Raw genomic sequence first — 22,851 nt, 5'->3', positions numbered from 1 at the left:
CCCGGGCCGCGTACCGCAGGCGTTCAGCTCTCGTAGTCGTAGAAGAGCCGCTCCACCACCGCCCGCGCCCGGCGGGTGGTGCGGCGGTAGTCCTCCAGCATCTCGCCGACATGGCCGGGGCCGTAGCCCAAGTGGCGGCCCACCGCGGCCAGTTCGCGGACGTCCGTCGGAAAGGTGTCGCCGGGACGGCCGCGGACGAGCATGACGGCGTTGCGGACGCGGCTGGCGAGGATCCACGCCTCGTCGAGGGTCTGGGCGTCCTCGGTGGAGATCAGCTCGGCGGCGTGGGCGGCGGCCAGGGCCTCGCGGGTGCGGGTGGTGCGCAGTCCGGGCTCGGCCCAGCCGTGCCGCATCTGGAGCAGCTGGACGGTCCACTCGACGTCGCTGAGACCGCCGCGGCCCAGCTTGGCGTGGGTGGTGGGGTCGGCACCGCGCGGCAGCCGCTCGGACTCCATCCGGGCCTTGAGCCGCCGGATCTCGCGGATCGCGTCCTCGCCCAGCCCCTCGGCCGGATACCGCAGCGGATCGATCAGCTCGATGAACCGCGCGCCGAGCCCTGGGTCGCCCGCCATCGGCTCGGCGCGCAGCAGCGCCTGGCTCTCCCAGACCAGTGACCAGCGGCGGTAGTAGGCGGCGTACGAGGAGAGGGTGCGCGCCAGCGGCCCCGACTTGCCCTCGGGGCGCAGATCGGCGTCGATGAGCAGGGGCGGGTCCACGGTGGGGAGCTGGAGCAGCCGTCGCATCTCGTTGGCCACGGCGAACGCGGCGCGGGCGGCCTCCTGGTCGTCGGCGCCCTCGCGCGGCTCGTGGACGAAGAGCACATCGGCGTCCGAGCCGTAGCTGAGCTCATGGCCGCCGAAGCGGCCGAGGCCGATGACGGCGAAGCGGGTGGGCAGCTCATCGCCCCAGGTGTCGCGGACGGCGGCGCGCAGGGCCCCGGCGAGGGTCGCGGCGTTCAGATCGGAGAGGGCGTCGCCGACCATGTCGATCAGCATCGCGTCGTCCACGGGCGGTTCGGCGGCGGGGGCGGCGGGCCGGGCCGGGACATGGGGTTCGGAGTCCCGCAGGGCGCTGGGGACCTCGGGCGCCTTGGCCGGTGCGGGGGCGGCCGCCCCGGTGGCCCGGCCCGGCGTCCGATCGCCCGACGGCGGCCAGCTCACGGTCGGGCGCACCTCGCCGTTGGCCAGCCGGGCGCTCTCGATGATGTCCGCGGCCGCCGTGCGGAACATCTCGCGCCGCCGCACCCCGCGCGCCGCCGCGACCGCCTGTTCGGCGCCTTCGGCGCGGCCGACCGCGGCCAGTACCTCCTGCTCCAGATGGGCCCGGCCGCGCGGGCGCAGCCCCTCCGGGTCGCCGAGCAGGGCGACCGCCTCGGGGGCGCGCAGCAGCAGATCGGGGGCGAGCCGCCCGGCCGAGAGCACCCGGGCCAGGTTCTCCGCGGCGGCGCCCTCGTCGCGCAGCAGCCGCAGGTACCAGGGCGTCTTGCCCAGCGCGTCCGAGACCTTGCGGAAGCCCAGCAGCCCGGCGTCCGGGTCGGCGGAGTCGGCGAACCAGCCCAGCAGCACGGGCAGCAACGTCCGCTGGATCGCCGCCTTACGGGTCACCCCGGACGCCAGGGCCTCCAGATGGCGCAGCGCACCGGCCGGGTCCGCGTACCCCAGGGCGGTGAGCCGCTGACCGGCCGCCTCGGAGCTGAGCCGGATCTCGCCGGGCTGGAGCTGGGCGACGGCGTCCAGCAGCGGCCGGTAGAAGAGCTTCTCGTGCAGCCGCCGTACCTCGCGGGCGTGCCGCCGCCAGGCGGTGCCCAGCTCGGTCACCGGCTCGGTGCGGAACCCCAGCGACCGGCCGAGGCGGCGCTGGTCGGCCTCGCCCTCGGGCATCAGATGGGTGCGGCGCAGCCGGTAGAGCTGGAGGCGGTGCTCCATGGTGCGCAGGAAGCGGTACGCGGCGTCCAGCGCGGCGGCGTCGGTGCGCCCCACATAGCCGCCGGCGGCCAGGGCCGCGAGCGCGTCCAGCGTCGTACCGCTGCGCAGCGACTCGTCGGACCGCCCGTGCACCAACTGCAGCAGCTGGACGGCGAACTCGACGTCGCGCAGGCCGCCGGGGCCCAGCTTGAGCTCGCGGTCGACCTCGGACACGGGGATGTTCTCGACCACGCGGCGGCGCATCTGCTGCACGTCGGGGATGAAGTTGTCGCGCTCGACGGCCTGCCAGACCATGGGCGCGAGGGCGTCCACGTACGCCTGGCCGAGCGCGGCGTCGCCCGCCATCGGACGTGCCTTCAGCAGCGCCTGGAACTCCCAGGTCTTGGCCCAGCGCTGGTAGTACGCCAGATGGCTGGAGAGGGTGCGCACCAGCGGGCCGTTGCGCCCCTCGGGGCGGAGGTTGGCGTCGACGGGCCAGATGGTGCCCTCGACGGTGACGTCGGAACAGACGCGCATCAGCCGGGAGGCGAGCCGGGTGGCGGCCCGTACCGCCTCGCCCTCCTCGACGCCCTCGACGGCCTCCGCCACGAAGATCACGTCCACATCGGAGACGTAATTGAGCTCGCGGCCGCCGCATTTGCCCATGCCGATCACGGCCAGCCGACAGGCGGCGGCGTCCTGCGGCTGCTCCTCGGCCGCGATCTCCAGCGCGGCGCGCACCGTGGCGGTCGCCAGGTCGGCCAGCTCGGCGGCCGTCTGGGTGATGTCGGTGGTGCCGCACACATCGCGGGCGGCGATGGCCAGCAGCGCCCGGCGGTAGGCGACGCGCAGCGCGTCGGGCCGGGGCATCCCCGCCCCGGGCGCGCCCCACACCCCCTCGGCCAGGGCCCGCTCGAACTCGGGGGTGGCGGGGTGCAGATCGGCCGCCTCATAGGTCACCAGGGCGTGCCAGTCGCCCGGGTGGCGGGCGAGGTGGTCGCCCAGCGCCTCGGAGGCGCCGAGCACCCCGAGCAGCCGGTCGCGCAGCGGTTTGGCGGTGACGAGGGTGTCCAGCAGCGCCTGCCGCGAACCGGCCCGCTGCCCGCCGTCCTCCTTCTCCTCCGCGTCCTCCTCGGGCAGCGTCTCGACGAGCCGTACGAGCCCGAGCAGCGCCAGATCGGGGTCGGCGGTCGCGCCGAGCGCCTCCAGCAGCACCGAGTCGCTCCGCACCGCGGCCAGCTCGGGCGCGTCCAGCAGCCGCTGCGCGGCCGAGGCGTCGGTGAAACCGTGCCGCAGCAGCCGGGTGATATTGCTGCTCCTGCGTCCCTGCGGTACGGCCATCCCGCCGCCTCCCGTCCCTGGTCGACTCCGCGCCGCCCGACCACACGCACACCCGTGATCAAAGGCGCCGCTGACGAGCCTAAGCGACCCCGAGCGCGAAGCGGCAGGTCCGGGCGGGGTCAGGCGCCGACGAAACGGCCCCGCGGCTCGCCGCGAAGATGCCCCGGCGGAAGCCGGCGGCCGTAGGCGACCAGAAGCAGGTCCTGGGCGGCCCCGGTCAGCTCGGCCCCGCTGCCGTACGACCAGTCCAGATCGTCGGCGCGGAGCCGGACCCCGTCGAGGTCGGCCCCGAAGAACTTCAGCCCCCTGGGGTTGACCATCCCCAGCAGAACGCGCAGCCGGTCCTCGGGCACCCGGCGCCCGAGCCCGAGCGCGACGGTGATGTCCAGCCCGTGGATCACATCGTGGCCCAGCGCCGCCTCGACCCCGCCCACCGGCGGCTTCCAGGGGTGGTCGGCGTGGTCCCGGAGGAACGCGGCGAGTTCCCCGGTCGAGGCGGCGGCCGCGTCCTTACGGGCGAGCCGATCAGTCATCCGGTGGAGGCCGCCACGCGCCTTGACCAGTTCCCACACCACCGCGGGCAGCGGATACCGGAACCCCATCGACATATGCGCCGCCACCTCCCGCACCCGCCACCCCGCACACAGACTGGCCGCCTTCCACTGCTCCTCCGTCAGCCCGTCCAACACCCCGGCAAGCTCCCGGCGTTCGGCCGCGATCGCTCTTCTGATCTCCACGAGGTCCATGAGGTCAAGGGTTTCGGCAGCCTCGCCATAAGTCCAAGAGCTCACGCTTCTCACAGCCAGAAGCGACCGTTATGGAGCGCCTGGGAGACGTCAGAGAACGGGGAGGTTCTTCCGCAGTTCGAACGGCGTCACCTCGGAGCGGTACTCCTCCCACTCCTGCTTCTTGTTGCGCAGGAAGAAGTCGAAGACATGCTCCCCGAGCGTCTCGGCGACCAGTTCGCTGCGCTCCATGAGGTCGATCGCCTCGCCCAGGTTCTGCGGGAGGGGTTCGATGCCGAGGGAGCGGCGTTCGGCGTCGGAGAGGGCCCAGACGTCGTCGTCGGCGCCGGCCGGGAGTTCGTAGCCGCCCTCGATGCCCTTGAGACCGGCGGCGAGGAGGACCGCGTAGGCCAGGTAGGGGTTGGCGCCAGTGTCCAGGGAGCGGACCTCGACGCGGGTGGAGCCGGTCTTGCCGGGCTTGTAGAGGGGGACCCGGACGAGGGCGGAGCGGTTGTTGTGGCCCCAGCAGATGTACGAGGGGGCCTCGCCGCCCGCACCGGCGGTGCGCTTGGAGCCGCCCCAGATGCGCTTGTAGGAGTTGACCCACTGGTTGGTGACGGCGGAGATCTCCCCGGCGTGGCGCAGCAGGCCCGCGATGAAGGAGCGGCCCACCTTGGAGAGCTGGAACTCGGAGCCGGACTCGTAGAAGGCGTTGCGGTCGCCCTCGAAGAGCGAGAGGTGGGTGTGCATGCCCGAGCCGGGGAACTCCGAGAAGGGCTTCGGCATGAAGGTGGCCTGCACGCCCTGCTCCAGCGCGACCTGCTTCATGACCAGGCGGAAGGTCATGATGTTGTCGGCGGTGGAGAGCGCGTCGGCGTAGCGCAGATCGATCTCCTGCTGGCCGGGGGCGCCCTCGTGGTGGGAGAACTCGACCGAGATGCCCATCGATTCCAGCATGGTGATCGCCTGGCGGCGGAAGTCCATGCCGATGTTCTGCGGGGTGTGGTCGAAGTAGCCCGAGGAGTCGGCGGGCACCGGGCGGCTGCCGTCCACCGGCTTCTGGTTGAGCAGGAAGAACTCGATCTCGGGGTGGGTGTAGAAGGTGAACCCGAGGTCGGAGGTCTTGGCGAGGATGCGCTTCAGGACGAAGCGGGGGTCGGCGAAGGACGGTGAGCCGTCCGGCATCAGGATGTCGCAGAACATCCGCGCGGTCCCGGGCGCCTCGGCGCGCCAGGGCAGGATCTGGAACGTCCCGGGGTCCGGCTTGGCGATCATGTCGGACTCGTAGACCCGGGCGAAGCCCTCGATCGCGGAGCCATCGAATCCGATGCCCTCGTCGAAGGCGCCCTCGAGCTCGGCCGGCGCGACGGCCACGGACTTCAGGAAACCGAGCACATCGGTGAACCAGAGCCGCACAAACCGGATGTCGCGCTCTTCGAGCGTACGGAGCACGAACTCCTGCTGCTTATCCATGGTCCCCAATCCTTGCAGGTCAAACGGCTCTTTTCGCGGGCGCGGGGCACCTTCCGCCACCCCAGTATCACGCGGTGGGATTTCACGGAGGTTTCGTCCGGTCTCCCCGGTCTCCCCGGTCTCCCCTCACCTCACCACGATGGGTGCATCGTACTTTCACCCGGCCGGTCCCGGACCCGGCCGTTCTGCCCCCTCCGTGGCGCCTGCCGGGGCTCCATACCCCTTGGGGGTAGGGTGCCGATTATCACGATGATCAAACAGTCAGATGATGATCTGAACGGTCAGATGGAGGCGGCGATGCACCGAAGCCCCTCACCCCAGAGCCGATCGCTGATGCGGCGCATAGAGCGGCGCGTCGGCCGCCCGCCCTCCCGGCGGGGCGGCGGACGCGCCGACCCTCACGCATCCGGCACACATCAGCATTGGGGTACTGACTCATGCACGAAAAGACTCGCCGTGCCGTGCTCGGCACGGGCATCGCCGCCGCGGGCAGCGGTCTGCTCACCGCCTGCGGCTCCTCCGGCCCCCGCCACCGCGCCGGAGGCCCCGACGGCGTGGACGGCAACGCGATGGGCGCCCCCGCCAGGCCCGGCGCGCCCGGAGACGACGTCCCGGCGCAGTACGTCTCCCCCCACGGCCCGGAGGTCGCCGCGACCGAGCGGCGGCGGGGCCCCGGGCCGGTGCGCACCTTCCGGCTCACCGCCACCGCGACCACCCTGGACATCGGCGCCCGCAAGGTGACGTCCTGGGCGTACGAGGACCAGGTGCCGGGCCGGGAGATCCGGGTGACCGCGGGCGACACGATCGCGCTCACCCTGGCCAATAACCTGCCGCAGCCCACCACGCTGCACTGGCACGGCGTCCGGCTGCGCAACGACATGGACGGCGTCCCCGGGGTGACCCAGCGGCCGATCAAGACCGGCGCCGCGTACGACTACCGCTTCACCGCGTTCTACCCGGGCACGTACTGGATCCATCCGCACTCGGGCGTCCAACTGGACCGGGGGCTGTACGCACCGCTGATCGTGGAGGATCCGAAGGAACCGCTGACGTACGACAAGGAGTGGGTCGTCGTCCTGGACGACTGGCTCGACGGGGTGGGCGGCCGCACCCCGGACAAGGAGTTCGAACGGCTCAACGCGGGCAAGAGCGGCCCGGTCGGCCATGCGATGGACGACGGCCCGATGGACGGCGGCTCGGCGGAGGGCGGCTCGGCGGAAGGCGGCGGCAAGCGCGGCGCCAAGGCCACGGGCACGGCCAAGGCCACGGCGACAGCCAAGGCCAAAGCCACGGCGACAGCCGGAGCCACCGCCAAAGGCACCGCCGCGGGCGGTGCCAAGGGTGCCAAGCGCGACCGGGCCCGCTCCACGGCGCGGAAGAAGGCCGCACGGAAGAAGGCCGCGCCCAAGGCCGCACCCATGGAGAGCCGGCTGCTGGGCGGCCACGCGGGCGATGTCACCTACCCCTACTACCTGGTCAACGGCCGCACCCCCGAGTCCCCGCAGGTCTTCCGCGCCAAGCGCGGCGACCGGATCCGCATCCGCATCATCAACGCGGGCGGCGACACCGCCTTCCGCGTCGCCCTCGGCGGCCATCGGATGACCGTCACCCACACCGACGGCTATCCCGTCGTACCGGCCAAGACCGACGCGCTGCTGCTGGGCATGGGCGAGCGCTACGACGTGCTGGTCACCGTCAAGGACGGGGTCTTCCCGCTCGCCGTGATCGCCGAGGGCAAGGGGCGGTCCGCGATGGCGGTGCTGCGCACCCGTGGCAAGAACCCGGTGAAGTTCCCGCGCCCCAAGGAGCTGGACGGCGAGCTGCTCACCGCGGACCGGCTGAAGGCGGCGGAGGACGTCCGGCTGACGCCCAAGGAGCCCGACCGCATCATCCGGATGCGGCTCACCGGCTCGATGCGGCGCTGGGACTGGGCGATCAACGGCCGGCCGTACGACCCCTCGCAGCGCTATCCGGTACGGGAGGGTGAGCGGGTGCGGATCTCGTTCATGAACGGCACCGATATGTGGCATCCGGTCCATCTGCACGGCCACACCTTCGCGCTGCCGGACGGCGGCCCCCGTAAGGACACCACGGTCCTGCTGCCGCACCACAAGGTGAACGTGGACCTCGACGCCGACAACCCGGGGCTGTGGATGGTCCACTGCCACAACGTCTACCACTCGGAGTCCGGGATGATGACCATCCTCGGTTACCAGAAGTAGCCGCTCGCGGCGGGCAAGGCCCGGTCCCCGGAGGCGAAGGGGCCGGGCACGGTTCGCCCGGCGTGAGACCGGGCACCGTTCGTCCGGCGTGAGACCGGGCACCGTTCGTCCGGCGTGAGAAGGAAGACACCCCCGGCTATCGCGTCAGACAGACGATTACACTGGGCGCGTGCCTCAACTTCGCCTCGCTCTGAACCAGATCGACTCGACCGTCGGCGACCTCGACGGCAACACCGAATCGATACTCCACTGGACCCGGCACTCCGCCGAGCAGGGCGCCCATCTGGTGGCGTTCCCCGAGATGGTGCTGACCGGCTACCCCGTCGAGGACCTGGCGCTGCGCTCGTCCTTCGTCGAGGCGTCGCGCGCCGCGCTGCACACGCTCGCCGAGCGGCTGAACGCCGAGGGGCTGGGCGAGGTGCCGGTGGTCGTCGGCTACCTCGACCGCAGCGAGCGCGCCCGGCGCTACGGCCAGCCCGCCGGGTCACCGCAGAACGCGGGCGCGGTGCTGCACCGGGGCGCGGTCGTCCTGACCTTCGCCAAGCACCATCTGCCGAACTACGGCGTCTTCGACGAGTTCCGCTACTTCGTGCCCGGCGACACCCTGCCCATGGTCCGTGTCCACGGCGTCGACGTCGCGCTCGCCATCTGCGAGGACCTGTGGCAGGACGGCGGCCGGGTGCCGGCCAGCTGCTCGGCGGGGGCCGGGCTGCTGCTGTCGATCAACGCCTCGCCGTACGAGCGGGAGAAGGACGACACCCGGCTGGACCTGGTGCGCAAGCGGGCCCAGGAGGCGGGCTGCACCACCGCGTACCTGGCCATGATCGGCGGCCAGGACGAGCTGGTCTTCGACGGCGACTCGATCGTCGTGGACCGGGACGGCGAAGTCATCGCGCGGGCCCCGCAGTTCGCCGAGGGCTGTGTGCTGCTCGACCTCGATCTGCCCGCCGCCGACCCGGGCGCGGTCCCCGAGGGGGTCGTGGACGACGGGCTCCGCATCGACCACGTCACCCTCTCCGCCGACCCGCTGCCCCGCTACGAGCCGGAGCTCGCGGGCGGCGAGGCCGAGCGGCTCGGGGACGACGAGGAGATCTATACGGCGCTGGTCGTGGGGCTGCGGGCCTACGTGGCGAAGAACGGCTTCCGCAGTGTGCTGATCGGGCTCTCCGGCGGGATCGACTCCTCGCTCGTCGCCGCCATCGCGTGTGACGCGGTCGGCGCGCAGAACGTGTACGGCGTCGCGATGCCCTCGCGCTACTCCTCCGAGCACTCGATCGACGACGCGGCCGAGCTGGCGCGGCGCACCGGGCTGAACTTCCGCACGGTCCCGATCGCCCCGATGTTCGACGCCTATATGGGCTCCCTGGGCCTCACCGGGCTGGCCGAGGAGAACCTCCAGTCACGGCTGCGCGGCACGATGCTGATGGCGATCTCCAACCAGGAGGGCCACATCGTCCTCGCCCCGGGCAACAAGTCCGAGCTGGCCTGCGGCTACTCCACGCTCTACGGGGACTCGGTCGGCGCGTACGGCCCGATCAAGGACGTCTACAAGACCTCCGTCTTCCGCCTGTCGAACTGGCGTAACCGTGCGGCGGAAGAGCGGGGCCAGACCCCGCCCATCCCCGAGAACTCGATCACCAAGCCGCCGAGCGCCGAGCTGCGCCCCGGCCAGGTCGACACCGACTCGCTCCCCGACTACGACGTCCTCGACCGGATCCTGGAGCTGTATGTCGACCGCGACCAGGGGCGTACCGAGATCGTGGCGGCGGGATACGACGACGCGCTGGTGACCCGGATCCTGCGGATGGTGGACACCGCCGAGTACAAGCGCCGGCAGTACCCGCCGGGCACGAAGATCTCCGCGAAGGGCTTCGGCAAGGACCGCCGGCTGCCCATCACCAACCGCTGGCGCGAACACGTCTGAGGCTCTTGGGCCGCGTTACGCGCGGCGCCCTGTGCGGCTCCGCCGCGTGGCCCAAGCCCTGCGGTTCGGAGGCGCCCCGAAGGGGCGCGGGGAACTGCGCGACCAGCCACGACGGCGCCGCAGACGGTCGACAGCAGCTCAGGCCACTTCCAGCGGAGCGCTTAGGTCCAGCGGATCCTAACGCCTGCGGCGGGCTACTCCCCTCCCCGCCCCTTCCCGAAACTGGGGCTCCGCCCCAGACCCCGGACCAGGGGCTTCGCCCCTGGGGTCCTTGGGTCCCAGGAACCCTCTGGGGTGTCCAGAACCTCTGGGGTGCCAGGGACCCCTGGGGTGCCAGGGGCTTCGCCCCTGGTAACGGGAAGGGGCGGGGAGGGGAAAGCCCCCCCGGACCCCCGTACCTCAGCCCACCTCGGACAACTGCGGCAGCGACTCACTGCTCGCAACGACCCGCGACCCGCTCGCCGGAGTGCGGTCGGTCAGGCCCGCGATCAGGGCGATCGCGAGGCCGATCACCGCGAGCACCGCGCCGACCAGCGTCGGGGAGGTCCAGCCCCAGCCCGCCGCGATGGCGACGCCGCCGAGCCACGCGCCACCGGCGTTGGCCAGGTTGAAGGCGGAGTGGTTGGAGGCGGAGGCCAGCGTCGGGGCGTGCTGGGCCTTGTTCATCACCAGCATCTGGAGCGGGGTGGTGGTCATGAAGCCGACCGCGCCCAGCACCACGACCGACAGCAGCGCCGCCCACTTCACATGCACCGTGAAGTCGAAGGCCACGAGGACGACGGCCAGCGCCGCCAGCGAGCCGTAGAGCGTGGGCCGCAGCGCCCGGTCGGTGAGCGGGCCGGCGGCGAGGGCGCCCAGGGTCATGCCGATGCCGAACAGCGCCAGCACCAGGGTGACCGTCGACTCACCGAACCCGGTGACCTCGGTCATCATCGAGGCGAGGTAGCTGTAGACGGCGAAGACACCGGCGAAGCCGAAGACGGCGGTGAGCAGCCCCAGCAGCACCTGGCGGTCGCGCAGCGCGCCGAGTTCCTGGCGCAGCCCGCCGTGCTGCCCGTGGGAGATCTGCGGGACGAGCCGGGCGAGCGCGGCCATGGCGACCACGCCGATCGCGGCGACGACCAGGAAGGTCGCGCGCCAGCCGAGGTTCTGGCCGAGCAGGGTGGCGACGGGGACGCCGACGATGTTGGCGATGGTCAGCCCGAGGAACATGGTGGCGACCGCGCGGGCCCGCCGGTCCTCGGTCACCAGCCGCGCGGCGACCACCGCGCCGACGCCGAAGAACGCGCCGTGGGGCAGCCCGGCGAGCACCCGTCCCGCGATCAGCAGCCCGAAGTTGGGGGCGAGGGCGGAGGCGAGGTTGCCCACCGTGAAGAGCGCCATGAGCAACACGAGCATCCGCTTGCGCGGGATACGGGAACCGAGGGCGGTCAGCAGCGGAGCGCCCACCACGACTCCGATGGCGTAGGCGGAGACGAGGTATCCGGCCGTGGGCACCGAGGTGTCCAGATCATTCGCGACATTGGGCAGCAGGCCCATCATCACGAATTCGGTAGTACCAATGCCGAAGGCGCTCACAGCAAGGGCGAGCAGGGCCAGGGGCATGAGAGACCTTTCAAACGAAGGAGAAACGTGCAGGGATGCGTATGTTCTCTAGCTGAACAAAGTCTCTCACGCAGAATGTTCCCGAGGAGATCCCCAAGATGAACGGCACGTAAGATCTCGCCGGGTGACCCGTGAGCTATGTCACCCGACGGCCCCGAGCAGCGCGGCTCCGTAGCGGCACGGCCCAGTAGCGGCACGGCTCCGTAGCAGCGCGGCTCCGTAGAGGCAGGGCTCAGTAGTCGACCGACGCCGCCAGCGGAAGGTGATCGCTGCCGGTCCTGGGCAGCGCCCACGCCGAGACCGGATCCAGCCCCCGCACCATGATCTGGTCGATCCGCGCCATCGGGAACGAGGCGGGCCAGCTGAAGCCGAAGCCGTCGCCCGCCGCGCCCTGGGCGGACCGCATCTGCGCGGTGACGGGGGCGAGCGCACGGTCGTTCATGGTGCCGTTCAGATCGCCGAGCAGGATCACCTTCTTCAGCGGCTCCCGGGCGATGGCCTGGCCCAGCGCCTCGGCGCTGTCGTCGCGCTGCCCGGCGGTGAAGCCCGCGTTGAACTTCACCCGCACCGAGGGCAGATGGGCCACATAGACGCCGACCTCACCGCGCGGGGTGGCGACGGCGGTGCGCAGCGCCCGGGTCCAGCCCAGCTTGATGTCCACCGGCTTGGTGCCGGACAGCGGGTACTTGCTCCACAGCCCCACCGTGCCCTGCACGGTGTGGTAGCGGTAGGTGCCGGCCAGGGCCCGCTCGTACGTCGGCACGGCCGAGTCCGTCAGCTCCTCCAGGGCCACCACATCGGCGCCCGAGGCGGCCACGTCCTTCGCGGTGCCGGTCGGATCGGCGTTCTCCGCGTTGACGTTGTGGGTGACGACGGTCAGCTCACCGCCGCTGCCGGACTTGTCGGAGAACATCAGCCCGCCGAAGAGGTTCAGCCAGACGGCGACGGGCAGCACCAGCGCCAGCACGGCGCTCGCCGACCGCCGCACCAGACCGAGCACCAGCAGCACCGGAAGGAACAGGCCCAGCCACGGCAGGAACGTCTCCAGCAGCGAGCCGAGGTTGCCCACCCGGTTGGGGATGTCGGCGTGGAAGATCATGACCAGGGCGAGCAGGACCGCGATCGCCGCCAGCACCAGTCCGCGCCGCCAGATGCCGCGATCGTTCCGGAGCCGGTCGAACAGGCGGCCGATCCGGGAGCCCGATTGCTGGGGCGCGTCGTCCCCGAGCTGTCCCGTCTCCTGCGTGTGCGCCTGCGTCATTCGCTGTCCCTCACTGCCTCAACTGCCGCGCCTTGGACTACGACCCTAGGTGATGACCAGGGCTTTTCCCGACGCCCCCGGTGGGGTGCTCCCCGTCCGAGGACGATGGGGCGACGGCCCCGAGTTCCACATCCCGGCCCGGGAGGGGGTGTTGTGACACAACAGGCACAAACCGCTCAGCGGAGTTCAGCGGAGCTCAGCGGAGCTCAATGGCGTGGGGAGACCCCTTCGAGGACCGTGTCGACGATCCGTTCGGCCAGCCCCTCGGGCAGCTCCTTCCACTCGTGGAGCATGGCGCGGGCGAGCATCGGGCCGGTGAAGAGGTCGGCGAGCAGCTCCGGGTCCACGTCGGCGCGGATCTCACCGCTCTCCCGGCCCCGCCGCAGTACGGCGCGCAGGCTCGCGCGGCGGGCCGCTATGACGTTCTCGTCGTAGGCCCGCCACAGCTCCTTGTGCGCGTGCATCTGGGTGATGACGCTGCGCAGCAGGGCGGAGTTGCGCTTGGCGAGCCCGCGCCGGCGCATGAACTCCAGGATGGCGACGAGGTCGTCGCGCACCGAGACCCCGGCCGGCTCGGGGCTGGGCTCCTCCAGGGAGCGCAGCACATCGAGCATCAGCGCGTCCTTACCGGGCCAGCGGCGGTAGACGGTGGCCTTGCCGACCCCCGCCTCGCGGGCGATCCCCTCGATCGAAAGACCGCCGACCGAGGCGCCCTCCTCCAGCAGCCGCAGCGCGGCCTCGATGATCGCGGCGTCGGTGGCGGGGCTGCGGGGGCGGCCGCGGAGCCTGGGCGCGGAGCTCTCGGGTGCGCTCATTGGCCGGCCGACGCCTCCTCCCGTGGATGCGCCCGCCCGTCGTCGGGGGCCCGGCCGGGACCTTCCTTGCCGGGCAGGAAGGCCAGGACGACCAGCGCGCCGAGGACGGCGACGCCCGCCGAGCCGAGGGCGGTGATGTGCATGGCGTGGACGAAGGCGTCCTGGGCCGGGCCCACCAGCGCCTGGCCCCTGGGCCCGAGCTTCTCGGCGACCCCCATGGTGGCCTCGACGGACTCGCCCGCCGAGCGCTGTACGGAGTCGGGCAGTCCGGGCACGGCGGCCAGGGTGTCCCGGATCCGGTCGCGGTAGGCGGTGGAGAGCACAGAGCCCAGCACCGCGACCCCGAGCGCGCCCCCGACCTGCCGGAAGGTGTTGTTGAGCGCCGAGCCGGAGCCGGCCTTCTGGCGCGGCAGCGCCTGCATGATCCCGGTGGTCACCGGCGGCATGATATGCGCCATTCCGGTGCCCTGGGCGAAGAACAGCACCTCGAGCACGACGATCGGGGTGTCCACGCCCAGCAGCAGGAACCCCGACATGGTGGCGGCCACCAGCAGCATCCCGCCGGTGCACACCGCGCGGGCGCCGAACCGCTCGACGACCAGCCGGGCGCGCGGGGCGAAGATCAGCTGCGCCACGGCCAGCGGCAGGATCAGCAACCCGGATTCGAGGGCGCTGTAGCCGCGCACGCTCTGGGTGTAGAAGACCATGAAGAAGGTCACGCCCATGAGGGCGAAGAAGACCAGGGCGACGGCGGCGATGGCGGCGGAGAAGGCGGGGTTGCGGAAGTAGCCGATATCGATGGCCGGGTGGTCGCTGCGCTTCTCGTGCACCACGAACAGGCCCAGGACGGCGAGCCCGGCGGCGATCGAGCCCAGCACCTGGGCGTCGGTGAAGTCCGCGAGCTGGCCGCCCTTGATGATGCCGTAGACCAGCAGGACGAGCCCGACGACGGACAGCAGTACGCCCAGCGGGTCCACCCGGCCGGGCGCGGGGTCCCTGGAGTCGGGGACGAGCACCACCATCGCGATCAGTCCGACGATCACGATCGGCACATTGACGAAGAAGACCGAACCCCACCAGAAGTGCTCGAGCAGCACTCCGCCGGTGATCGGGCCGATGGCGATGGCCAGCCCCACCGCGGCGACCCAGATGCCGATCGCCTTGGCCTGCTCCTCGCGTTCGAAGACATTGACCAGGATGGCGAGGGTCGCGGGCATCACGAAGGCGGCGCCGAGGCCCATGAGCGCCCGGAAGCCGATGAGTTCACCGGGCGATCCGGAGAAGGCGGCGAGCACCGAGCCCATGCCGAACACCGCCATCCCGCCGAGCAGGACCTTCTTACGGCCGATCCGGTCGCCGAGGATCCCCGCGGTGAACAGCAGCCCGGCGAAGACCAGCGTGTAGGAGTTGATCGCCCACTCGAGCTGGCTCTGGGTGGCGCCGAGCCCGGTGGGCTTCGGCGAGGCGATGGTCTTCATCGCCACGTTGAGTATCGAGTTGTCGAGGACGACGACCAGCACGCTGAACATCAGGACGACGAGGATCGCCCAGCGTCTGCGGTGGATCGCCTCCGGGACACCGGACTCGGCCGGCGCGCCCTGGGCGCTGGGTGAGGTTGCCATGCCGCCCAGGCTAGGCGACTTACGATACGAGACCGTCTCGTATTGGAAAATCTTTGCGATCCGGGCCCACTTTCGCCCCGGCAGGAGCCGTGCCAGCATGGGGTTGGTCCGGGGACGCCGTCAGGGCGCCTCGAGATGATGAACAGGAGCCGTAGCGATGACGCACGTCAGTCCTGCGCGAAAGCAGTCCGAGAAGGCGCTCTACGGGGGCACGGGCTCCCGCCGCATCACCGTCCGTGACATCGCCGCCGCCAAGGAGCGCGCCGAGAAGTGGCCGATGCTCACCGCCTACGACGCGATGACCGCGTCCGTCTTCGACCAGGCGGGCATCCCGGTGCTGCTGGTCGGCGACTCGATGGGCAACTGCCATCTGGGCTACGAGTCCACCGTGCCCGTCACCATGGACGAGATGACGCTGCTGTCCGCCGCCGTGGTCCGCGGCACCCGGCGCGCCCTCGTCGTCGGCGACCTGCCCTTCGGCTCGTACCAGGAGGGCCCGGTCCAGGCGCTGCGGAACGCCACCCGGCTGGTCAAGGAGGCGGGCGTGGGCGCGGTGAAGCTGGAGGGCGGGGAGCGCTCCGCCCACCAGATCGAGCTGCTGGTCCAGTCCGGTATCCCGGTCATGGCGCACATCGGCCTGACCCCGCAGTCCGTCAACGCCTACGGCGGCTACCCGGTCCAGGGGCGCGGCGAGGAGGCGGCCCAGCAGCTGCTGCGGGACGCCAAGGCGGTCCAGGACGCGGGCGCCTTCGCGGTCGTCCTGGAGCTGGTCCCGGCCGAGCTGGCCGCCGAGGTGACGCGGTCGCTGCACATCGCCACCGTCGGCATCGGCGCCGGTGGCGACTGCGACGCCCAGGTGCTGGTGTGGACGGACATGGCGGGCATGACCGACGGCCGGGTGCCGCGTTTCGTCAAGCAGTACGCCGAGCTGCGCCAGGGCCTGGGCGACGCGGCGCGGGCCTACGCGGAGGACGTCGTCGGCGGGGCGTACCCGGCCGAGGAGCACTCCTTCCACTGAGCCACCGCGGTACAACGACAGCCCGCCGATCTTCCCCCGTCGGCGGGCTGTCTGCCGCTTGTCGGCGGTCTGTCGGTGACGGCTGACATCGTGGGCGGCATGACGCGACGGGAACACAGGATCAGGGACGGCAACGCCGTCGAAGTTCGGGGGCTGGTCAAGCACTTCGGTGACACCAAGGCCGTCGACGGAGTGGATCTGGACGTGCCGGAGGGCACCGTCCTGGGGGTGCTGGGCCCCAATGGCGCCGGTAAGACGACACTCGTCCGGTGTCTGTCCACCCTGCTGGTGCCGGACGCCGGCACCGCGGTGGTGGCCGGGTACGACGTGGTGCGCCAGCCCCGGCAGCTGCGCCGCACCATCGGGCTGACCGGGCAGTACGCCTCGGTCGACACAAAGCTCTCCGGCTGGGAGAACCTCTACATGGTCGGGCGGCTGCTCGATCTCTCCCGTAAGGAAGCCCGTTCGCGGGCGGACACCATGCTCGAGCGGTTCTCGCTCACCGAGGCCGGCAAGCGGCGCGTGAACACCTACTCCGGCGGTATGCGCCGCCGGATCGACCTGGCCGCGTCCATGATCGGCCGGCCCTCGGTGCTCTATCTGGACGAGCCGACGACCGGTCTGGACCCGCACGCCCGTAACGAGGTGTGGGACGAGGTCAGGGGGATGGTCGCCGACGGCGCCACCGTGCTGCTGACCACCCAGTACATGGAGGAGGCCGAGCAGCTCGCCGACCACCTGACGGTGATCGACCGGGGCAGGGTCATCGCCGACGGCCGGGTGAACGAGCTCAGGGCCAAGATCGGCGGCCGCACCCTGCAGATCCGCCCGTCCGACCCCGGTGAGCTGCACCGCATGGTCGGCGCCATCACCCAGGCGGGGCTCGACGGCATCGGCGGCGCGACCGCCGATGTGGAGGAGGGCCTGGTCAATGTGCCCATCGCCAGCGACGAGCAGCTGACCGCCCTGATCGGTCTGCTCGGCGAGCGGGGTTTCGCGATCGCCGGGATCGACACCCATCTGCCCAGCCTGGACGAGGTCTTCCTGGCCATCACCGGCCGGAAGGCATCCACACCGCAGGACGACAAGACGCTGGAAGAGGTCGCCGCGTGAGTACGGCCACGATGACCGCGCCCATGCGGGGAAAGAGCGACGGCCGGATCGGCCTCCGCGCCAATCTGCGCCACATCGGCGCGCTGGTGCGGCGCAACGTCATGCAGATCAGGTACGAACCGTTCGCGATGTTCGACGCCCTGGCCATGCCGATCGTCTTCGCGCTGCTGTTCACCTATGTCTTCGGCGGCGCGATGACGGGCGGCAACCGCTCCGAGTACGTCAACTACTTCATTCCCGGCCTGATGGCGATGGGCGGGCTCAACATCGCGATGTCGATCGGCAGCGGCGTCAATGACGACTTCAACAAGGGCGTCATGGACCGCTTCCGCACACTGCCGATCGCCCGCTCCTCGGTGCTGATAGCCAAGCTGGTCGTGGAGTGCGGCCGGATGCTGGTGTCCACCATCATCCTGCTGATCATGGGCTTCATCATGGGCTTCGAGCTCAAGACCGGGCCGCTGGAGCTGTTGGCCGCGGTGGTGCTGGCCCTGGTCTTCGGATCCTCGCTGACCTGGATCTTCATGCTGCTGGGGATGTCGTTGCCCACCCCGCAGGCGGTCAGCGGTATGGGCTTCCTGGTGATGATGCCCCTCCAGTTCGGCTCGTCCATCTTCGCCCCGACCGCCACTATGCCGGGCTGGCTGCGGTCCTTCACCGAGTACAACCCGCTGTCCCGGCTCGCGGACGTCGCACGGGCGCTGACCAGCGGCCATGGCGCGGTGGCCGAACCGATGACGGTGACCCTGCTGTGGTCGCTGGCCATCACGGTGATCGTGGCGCCGCTCGCGGTGCGCAAGTTCCGCAACAAGACGACCTGACGGTCCGCGGACCGGACAACCGGCCGGGCGCGTCCCGCGAGGGGACGCGCCCGGCCGGTTGTCGTCACCCCCGCCGGGGGCGGGGGCGGTCAGAGCAGCGCGGTGGCCTCCTCCAGCGTGAGGCCGGTGCCCTCGGCGTAGGCCCGCTCGTACGCGGCGTCCCCGAGCTCGGCCCGCGCCGCGGCCACGGTGCGCTCCCGGCCCGTCCGTTCGACGTCGGACTTCCGGTAGTACTGCGGATTGCGCAGCATGTCGTACGCCCCCACCAGCCGCGCCGCGGTCCCCGCCCGCTCGGCGCCGACGAGGCAGCTCAGCGCCTCGGCCCCGGTGAGCAACTGGGTCACCGGGATGTGCGGCGCGATGAGGTCCGTCATCCGGCCGGGCGTCTTCGCCAGCGCACCGCGCACGTTCTCCAGGGCGTCGCCCGGCCGTCCCTCCAGCAGGTCGAGCCAGGCCAGCATCCCCTCCACCATGCCCTCGAACAGACGCAGCGCCCGGCCCTCGAACTCCCCGTGCAACGTGGTCAGAAGGGCCCGTGCCGCCGCGAGACGGCCCGTGGACCCGTAGCGCACCGCCAGATGGATCCGGGCGTACGACAGCGCCTCGACGCCCACGTGCTGCCGCTGCCCGACCACCTCGCGCAGGATCCGCTCGCCCTCCGCGGCCTCCTCCTCGTCGCCCAGCTCCACGAAGACCCCGGCCAGCCGGGAGCGGAGGAACAGCACCTGCTCATGGGCCCCGAGCTCCTGGGCGCAGCGGATCGCCGCACGGTAGTCCTCGGCCGCGGCCGCGCCCTCACCGCGCTGCCCCCGGGTCTCGCCGCGCCCGGCCAGCGCCTCCGCCGTGCCCCATACGTCACCGATCCGGCGGAAGATCTCCAGGGCCTCGTCGGCGTCGCGGATCGCGCCCTCGTGCTCGCCGCCGCGCTCGTTGTGGACCCTGGCCCGCAGCTGGAGGCTGAACGCCAGCTCCCACGCATAGCCCAGCTCCCGGCAGGTGCGCACCGCCTCGTCGGCCATCCCCCGCAACAGGGCGAAGTCGCCCTTGAGGAACACCGCGAAGAACCACAGCACGCCCGGGAGACGGCAGATCTGGGGCAGCCCCGGCCGGTAGGCGGAGACGATGCCCTCCACCTCGCGCTGGGTGTCGCCGCCCACCATGGCCTGGAGATCGCCCTCGATGTTGGACAGCGCGAACAGCCGCGCCCCGCGCCGCGCCTCCTCCAGCAGCTCGGGCTCCATCGGCGGCGGGGCGGCGATACAGCTGACGTACAGCGGCGGCGCGGGTGTAACGGGCGGTGCGAAGGGGCTCGGCCCGAGCTCGGCCGCGGCGGTCGCCCAATGGTAGGCCTCGGCGCGGTGGCCGCGCAGATGCCAGAACCAGCCGAGCGAGAGCACCAGGCACAGCGCCTCCTGCTCGTCGCGGGCGGCCACGGCCCGGCGCAGCGCGGTGCGCAGATTCTCGTGCTCGGTCTCCAGCCGGAGGAGCCAGTGGCGCTGTGCGGGGCCGCGCAGCAGCGGGTCGGCGGTACGGGCCAGCTCCCGGTAGGCGATGAGATGGCGGCGTTCGACCGCGGCCCGTTCGCCGGACTCGTCCAGCCGCTCCGCCGCGTACTCGGCGACGGTCTCCAGCAGCCGGTAGCGCATCTCCCCGTCCGCCCCGGGCTCCGTTCCGGGTGCGGTTCCGGAGGCCGTGCCGGAGGCCGTGCCAGAAGCCGTTCCGGGTGCGGTGACGACGAGCGACTTATCGATGAGGGAACCGAGCAGGGCGGCCACATCGCGGGGGTCCACGGCCTCGGCGTGCTCTTCGAGGTCCCCGCACACCGCCTCCGCCTCGGTCAGCCCGCAGCCGCCCGCGAAGACGGACAGCCGGGCGAGCACGGTGCGCTCGGGGGCGTCCAGCAGCCCCCAGGACCAGTCGACGACCGCGCGCAGGGTCTGCTGGCGGGGCAGCACCGTACGGCTGCCGCTGGTCAGAAGGCGGAAGCGGTCGTCCAGCCGGTCGGCGAGCTGCCGCGGGGTGAGCAGCCGCAGCCGCGCGGCGGCCAGCTCGATGGCCAGCGGCAGCCCGTCGAGGCGGCGGCAGATCTCGGCGCACGCGGCCGGGTCGTCCTCGGTACGGAACCCGGGCCGGGCCGCCGCGCCCCGGTCCTGGAGCAGCCGCAGCGCGACGGGGTCGGGCAGCGGCTCCACGGGGCGCACCAACTCGCCGGGGACGGCGAGGGGTTCGCGGCTGGTGGCCAGGATGGTGACCCCGGGGCACTGGGCGAGCAGGGACTCGGCGAGATGGGCCGCGGCCGCCACGAGGTGTTCGCAGTTGTCGAGCACGATCAGCATCCGGCGCGGGGCGCAGTGCTCGAGGAGCCGGGCGCGCGGATCGTGCAGGGTCGGGTCGGTCGCGGCGCGCAGCCCCTCGGTCGCCGCGCCGAGGATGACCGTCTCGCGCGCCCCGAGCGCGCTGAGGACCGTCTCGGGAACGGTCTCGGGGTCGTCCACGGGCGCGAGCTCGGCCAGCCACACCCCGTCCGGCCAGCCGGGCGCGACCGCCTCGGCGGCCTCCTGCGACAGCCGCGTCTTCCCGGCCCCGCCGGGCCCGAGGAGGGTGATCAGCCGGTGCTCGGCCAGATCGCCGCGCAGCGCCGCCAGATCGGCCTCGCGCCCGACGAAGCTGGTCAGCCGGGCCCGCAGATTGCCACCGCCGGTGCGGGCGGAACCGGCCGGTACGGGCTCCGGCGAACGAGGGCCCGGCGGCACCGGAGCCCCCTCGCCGGTCGCCGCCAGCAGCTCGGCGTGGAGCGCCCGCAGCTCCGGCCCCGGATCGGCGCCCAGCCGCTCGGCGATCTCCGTACGGATCGCCTCGTACGCCGCCAGCGCCTCCGCCAACCGCCCCACGTCCCGCAGGGCACGGATGCGCAGCGCGTGCAGCGGCTCGTCCAGCGGGTGGGCGTCGCAGAGCCCGGTGAGCGTGGGGAGGGCGTGGTCGGCGCGGCCGAGGGCGAGGTCGGCGGCGAGCCGGGCGCGCCGCGCGTCCAGCCGTCGCGCCTCGGCGCGGGCGGCGGGCGCGGTGGCGTCGGGCAGATCGCTGAGCGCGGGCCCGCGCCACAGCGTGAGGGCGGCGTCCAGCAGATCGACGGCCTTGGCCGGATCGCCGTCGGCGAGGGCGCGGGCGCCCTCCTCCGCGAGCCGTTCGAAGCGGTGCAGATCGACATCGTCGGGGTCGGCGCTCAGCCGGTACCCGCCCGGAACGGACTCCACGGCGTCCTTGCCGAGCGCCCGCCGCAGCCGCCCGACCAGCGCCTGCAGCGCGCCGTGCTCGTCGGCGGGCGGATCGGTGTCCCAGATCTCCCCGATGAGCGCCCCGGTGGTCCGCGCCCGGCCGGGCGCCAGCGCGAGCGCCGCCAGCAGCGCACGCAGCCGCGCCCCGCCGACGTCCACGGGGGTGCCGTCGTCGTGGCGGGCCTGGGTGGTGCCGAGGATGCCGTAGCGCACGGGCCCATTCTGATGGATGGCGCGCCGGGCGAGGCATCCGCGTCGGCCGCGCGGGAACGGTGACGGGCCGCGGGAACGTCACGGGAACGGTAACGAGTCGCGGAGGGGCGCCCTCGGGCGCGTGGCGCTGATCACATCTGGCCCTCCCGGCCCGGAACTCCGCGCACACTGTCCGTCGTTTCCCCCTCAGCGCTCACCAGTCCGTATGGAGACCCCACCCGATGACCACCGCAGTCAGCCGCCGTGACCGGCGTATCAGCCCCGTCTTCCTCGGCCTGTTCGCGATCATGGTCGTCTCCGCGTGGGCCGTGTGGACGGAGTACTCCGCGAGCCCCGGCTTCGCCGTGTTCCTGTTCGTCGTCTCGGGGTGGATCGTCTCCCTCTGCCTGCATGAGTACGCCCATGCGCGCACCGCGCTGCACGGCGGGGATCTGACGATCGGCGCGAAGGGCTATCTGACCCTCAACCCGCTGAAGTACACCCATGTGGCGCTGAGCATCGTGCTGCCCGTGATCTTCGTGATCATGGGCGGGATCGGGCTGCCGGGCGGGGCGGTGTTCATCGAGCGGCACCGGATCCGGGGGCGCTGGAAGCACAGCCTGATCTCGGCCGCCGGGCCGCTGACGAATGTGCTGTTCGCGGCCGCGCTGACCGCGCCGTTCTGGCTCGGCGCCACCGATCAGGTGCCGGAGCTCTTCCGCTACGCGCTCGCCTTCCTGGCGCTGCTCCAGGTCACGGCGGCGATCCTGAACTTCCTGCCGGTGCCGGGCCTGGACGGGTACGGGGTGATCGAGCCGTGGCTGTCCTACCGCATCCGGCGCCAGGTCGAGCCGTACGCGCCGTTCGGGCTGCTCGCGGTCTTCGGGATCCTGTGGATACCCGAGGTCAACCAGGCGTTCTTCGAGGCGATCGACGCGGTGATGCGGGCCCTGGGCGTATCGCAGTGGGACACTTATTGGGGCCAGGAGTTCTTCCGCTTCTGGCAGGGCGAGCCCAATATCGCCGGATTCCGCTCCTAGGGGGCGCCTGCGGCGGGCTGTTCCCCTCCCCGCCCCTTCCCACAACTGGGGCTCCGCCCCAGACCCCGCTCCTCAAACGCCGGAGGGGCTGATTTTCAGCCCGTCCGGCGCTTGAGGACACGCCCGAAGGGCGTCCGGGGTCCAGGGGCGAAGCCCCATGGTTCGGGAAGGGGCGGGAAGGGCTCAGCCCGCCGCAGGCGCCCCCATCGCCTCAGCCCGCCGCGCCCGTGCTGCTCCCGCGCTCGGCGCGGGCCTTGCGGAGGTAGTACCAGGCCATGTTGGACGAGATACCGGCGATCAGGATCCAGACGACGCCGAGCCAGCTCCCCCGCGCGAAGGACACGACGGCCGCGGCGATCGCGAGCACGCAGACGGCCAGGGTGTAGAGGGCGAGGCGGGGCATGGGGTCGGCTCCTGTCGGGGGGTGTGTCACTCCCCGCCATTGTCCCCCATGCGCCGCCGGAGGGGCCGGGCGCCCCGGGTGCGGGCAAGCCCGCGGG

General features: G+C 72.1%; 15 protein-coding genes. 6 read left to right on the top strand and 9 right to left on the bottom strand.

Features of this window, described 5'->3' with window-relative positions; translation table 11 throughout:
* Positions 1-23: 23 nt before the first annotated feature.
* The 3 genes from JK364_RS43840 to glnA2 form a co-directional block, all read right to left on the bottom strand.
* A complete protein-coding gene (locus JK364_RS43840; protein ID WP_201857033.1) occupies positions 24-3,245 on the bottom strand; it encodes a bifunctional [glutamine synthetase] adenylyltransferase/[glutamine synthetase]-adenylyl-L-tyrosine phosphorylase in 3,222 nt (1,073 codons plus the stop codon).
* A 119-nt stretch (positions 3,246-3,364) separates the two neighbouring features.
* On the bottom strand, positions 3,365-3,991 hold the full coding sequence (locus JK364_RS43835; RefSeq protein ID WP_201857032.1) for a maleylpyruvate isomerase family mycothiol-dependent enzyme: 627 nt from the start codon (positions 3,989-3,991) through the stop codon (positions 3,365-3,367).
* Positions 3,992-4,081: 90 nt separating this feature from the next.
* Positions 4,082-5,443, bottom strand: a complete 1,362-nt coding sequence (gene glnA2 / locus JK364_RS43830; RefSeq protein ID WP_201857031.1) for a gamma-glutamylpolyamine synthetase GlnA2 — start codon at positions 5,441-5,443, stop codon at positions 4,082-4,084.
* A gap of 437 nt (positions 5,444-5,880) precedes the next feature.
* Here glnA2 and JK364_RS43825 point away from each other — a divergent pair, with 437 nt between their 5' ends.
* On the top strand, positions 5,881-7,665 hold the full coding sequence (locus JK364_RS43825; RefSeq protein WP_201857030.1) for a multicopper oxidase family protein: 1,785 nt from the start codon (positions 5,881-5,883) through the stop codon (positions 7,663-7,665).
* A 169-nt stretch (positions 7,666-7,834) separates the two neighbouring features.
* The gene (locus JK364_RS43820) at positions 7,835-9,589 is read left to right on the top strand and encodes an NAD+ synthase (RefSeq protein WP_201857029.1); all 1,755 of its coding nucleotides are present in this window, start codon (positions 7,835-7,837) and stop codon (positions 9,587-9,589) included.
* A gap of 399 nt (positions 9,590-9,988) precedes the next feature.
* On the opposite strand, the gene JK364_RS43815 is transcribed toward JK364_RS43820, so the two are convergent.
* From JK364_RS43815 to JK364_RS43800, 4 genes are all read right to left on the bottom strand, one after another.
* A complete protein-coding gene (locus JK364_RS43815) occupies positions 9,989-11,194 on the bottom strand; it encodes an MFS transporter (protein WP_201857028.1) in 1,206 nt (401 codons plus the stop codon).
* 232 nt (positions 11,195-11,426) lie between these two features.
* Positions 11,427-12,455 (bottom strand): endonuclease/exonuclease/phosphatase family protein, encoded by a 1,029-nt coding sequence (locus JK364_RS43810; protein ID WP_201857027.1) that lies wholly within the window; start codon positions 12,453-12,455, stop codon positions 11,427-11,429.
* Positions 12,456-12,661: 206 nt separating this feature from the next.
* On the bottom strand, positions 12,662-13,270 hold the full coding sequence (locus JK364_RS43805) for a TetR/AcrR family transcriptional regulator (RefSeq protein ID WP_201857026.1): 609 nt from the start codon (positions 13,268-13,270) through the stop codon (positions 12,662-12,664).
* Positions 13,267-14,892 (bottom strand): MFS transporter, encoded by a 1,626-nt coding sequence (locus JK364_RS43800; protein ID WP_201857025.1) that lies wholly within the window; start codon positions 14,890-14,892, stop codon positions 13,267-13,269. Before JK364_RS43800 ends, JK364_RS43805 begins: the two co-directional genes overlap by 4 nt.
* A gap of 157 nt (positions 14,893-15,049) precedes the next feature.
* Between JK364_RS43800 and panB the strand changes: the two genes are divergently transcribed.
* The 3 genes from panB (at position 15,050) to JK364_RS43785 (ending at position 17,844) form a co-directional block, all read left to right on the top strand.
* Positions 15,050-15,910: a 3-methyl-2-oxobutanoate hydroxymethyltransferase gene (panB, locus tag JK364_RS43795; RefSeq protein ID WP_201857024.1), complete on the top strand. Its 861-nt coding sequence runs from the start codon at positions 15,050-15,052 to the stop codon at positions 15,908-15,910.
* Between the two features lie 99 nt (positions 15,911-16,009).
* On the top strand, positions 16,010-17,023 hold the full coding sequence (locus JK364_RS43790) for an ATP-binding cassette domain-containing protein (RefSeq protein ID WP_201857023.1): 1,014 nt from the start codon (positions 16,010-16,012) through the stop codon (positions 17,021-17,023).
* Entirely contained in the window at positions 17,020-17,844 is an 825-nt protein-coding gene (locus JK364_RS43785) for an ABC transporter permease (RefSeq protein ID WP_307841568.1), read from the top strand. Before JK364_RS43790 ends, JK364_RS43785 begins: the two co-directional genes overlap by 4 nt.
* Positions 17,845-17,933: 89 nt before the next feature.
* On the opposite strand, the gene JK364_RS43780 is transcribed toward JK364_RS43785, so the two are convergent.
* Positions 17,934-21,332 carry an ATP-binding protein gene (locus JK364_RS43780; protein ID WP_201857022.1) on the bottom strand — a complete coding sequence of 1,133 codons (3,399 nt, stop codon included), beginning with the start codon at positions 21,330-21,332 and terminating at the stop codon, positions 17,934-17,936.
* Between the two features lie 221 nt (positions 21,333-21,553).
* On the opposite strand from JK364_RS43780, the gene JK364_RS43775 reads away from it, so the two are divergent.
* Positions 21,554-22,351: a site-2 protease family protein gene (locus JK364_RS43775; protein ID WP_201857021.1), complete on the top strand. Its 798-nt coding sequence runs from the start codon at positions 21,554-21,556 to the stop codon at positions 22,349-22,351.
* Positions 22,352-22,562: 211 nt separating this feature from the next.
* Here the strand turns inward: JK364_RS43775 and JK364_RS43770 are convergent, their stop codons facing one another.
* The gene (locus JK364_RS43770; RefSeq protein ID WP_201857020.1) at positions 22,563-22,754 is read right to left on the bottom strand and encodes a hypothetical protein; all 192 of its coding nucleotides are present in this window, start codon (positions 22,752-22,754) and stop codon (positions 22,563-22,565) included.
* Positions 22,755-22,851 lie beyond the last annotated feature (97 nt).

The sequence above is a fragment of the Streptomyces endocoffeicus genome, assembly GCF_016741935.1.
In the GTDB taxonomy this organism is placed as follows: Bacteria; Actinomycetota; Actinomycetes; order Streptomycetales; family Streptomycetaceae; genus Streptomyces; species Streptomyces endocoffeicus.
This window is presented reverse-complemented; position numbering and strand designations above follow the sequence as displayed.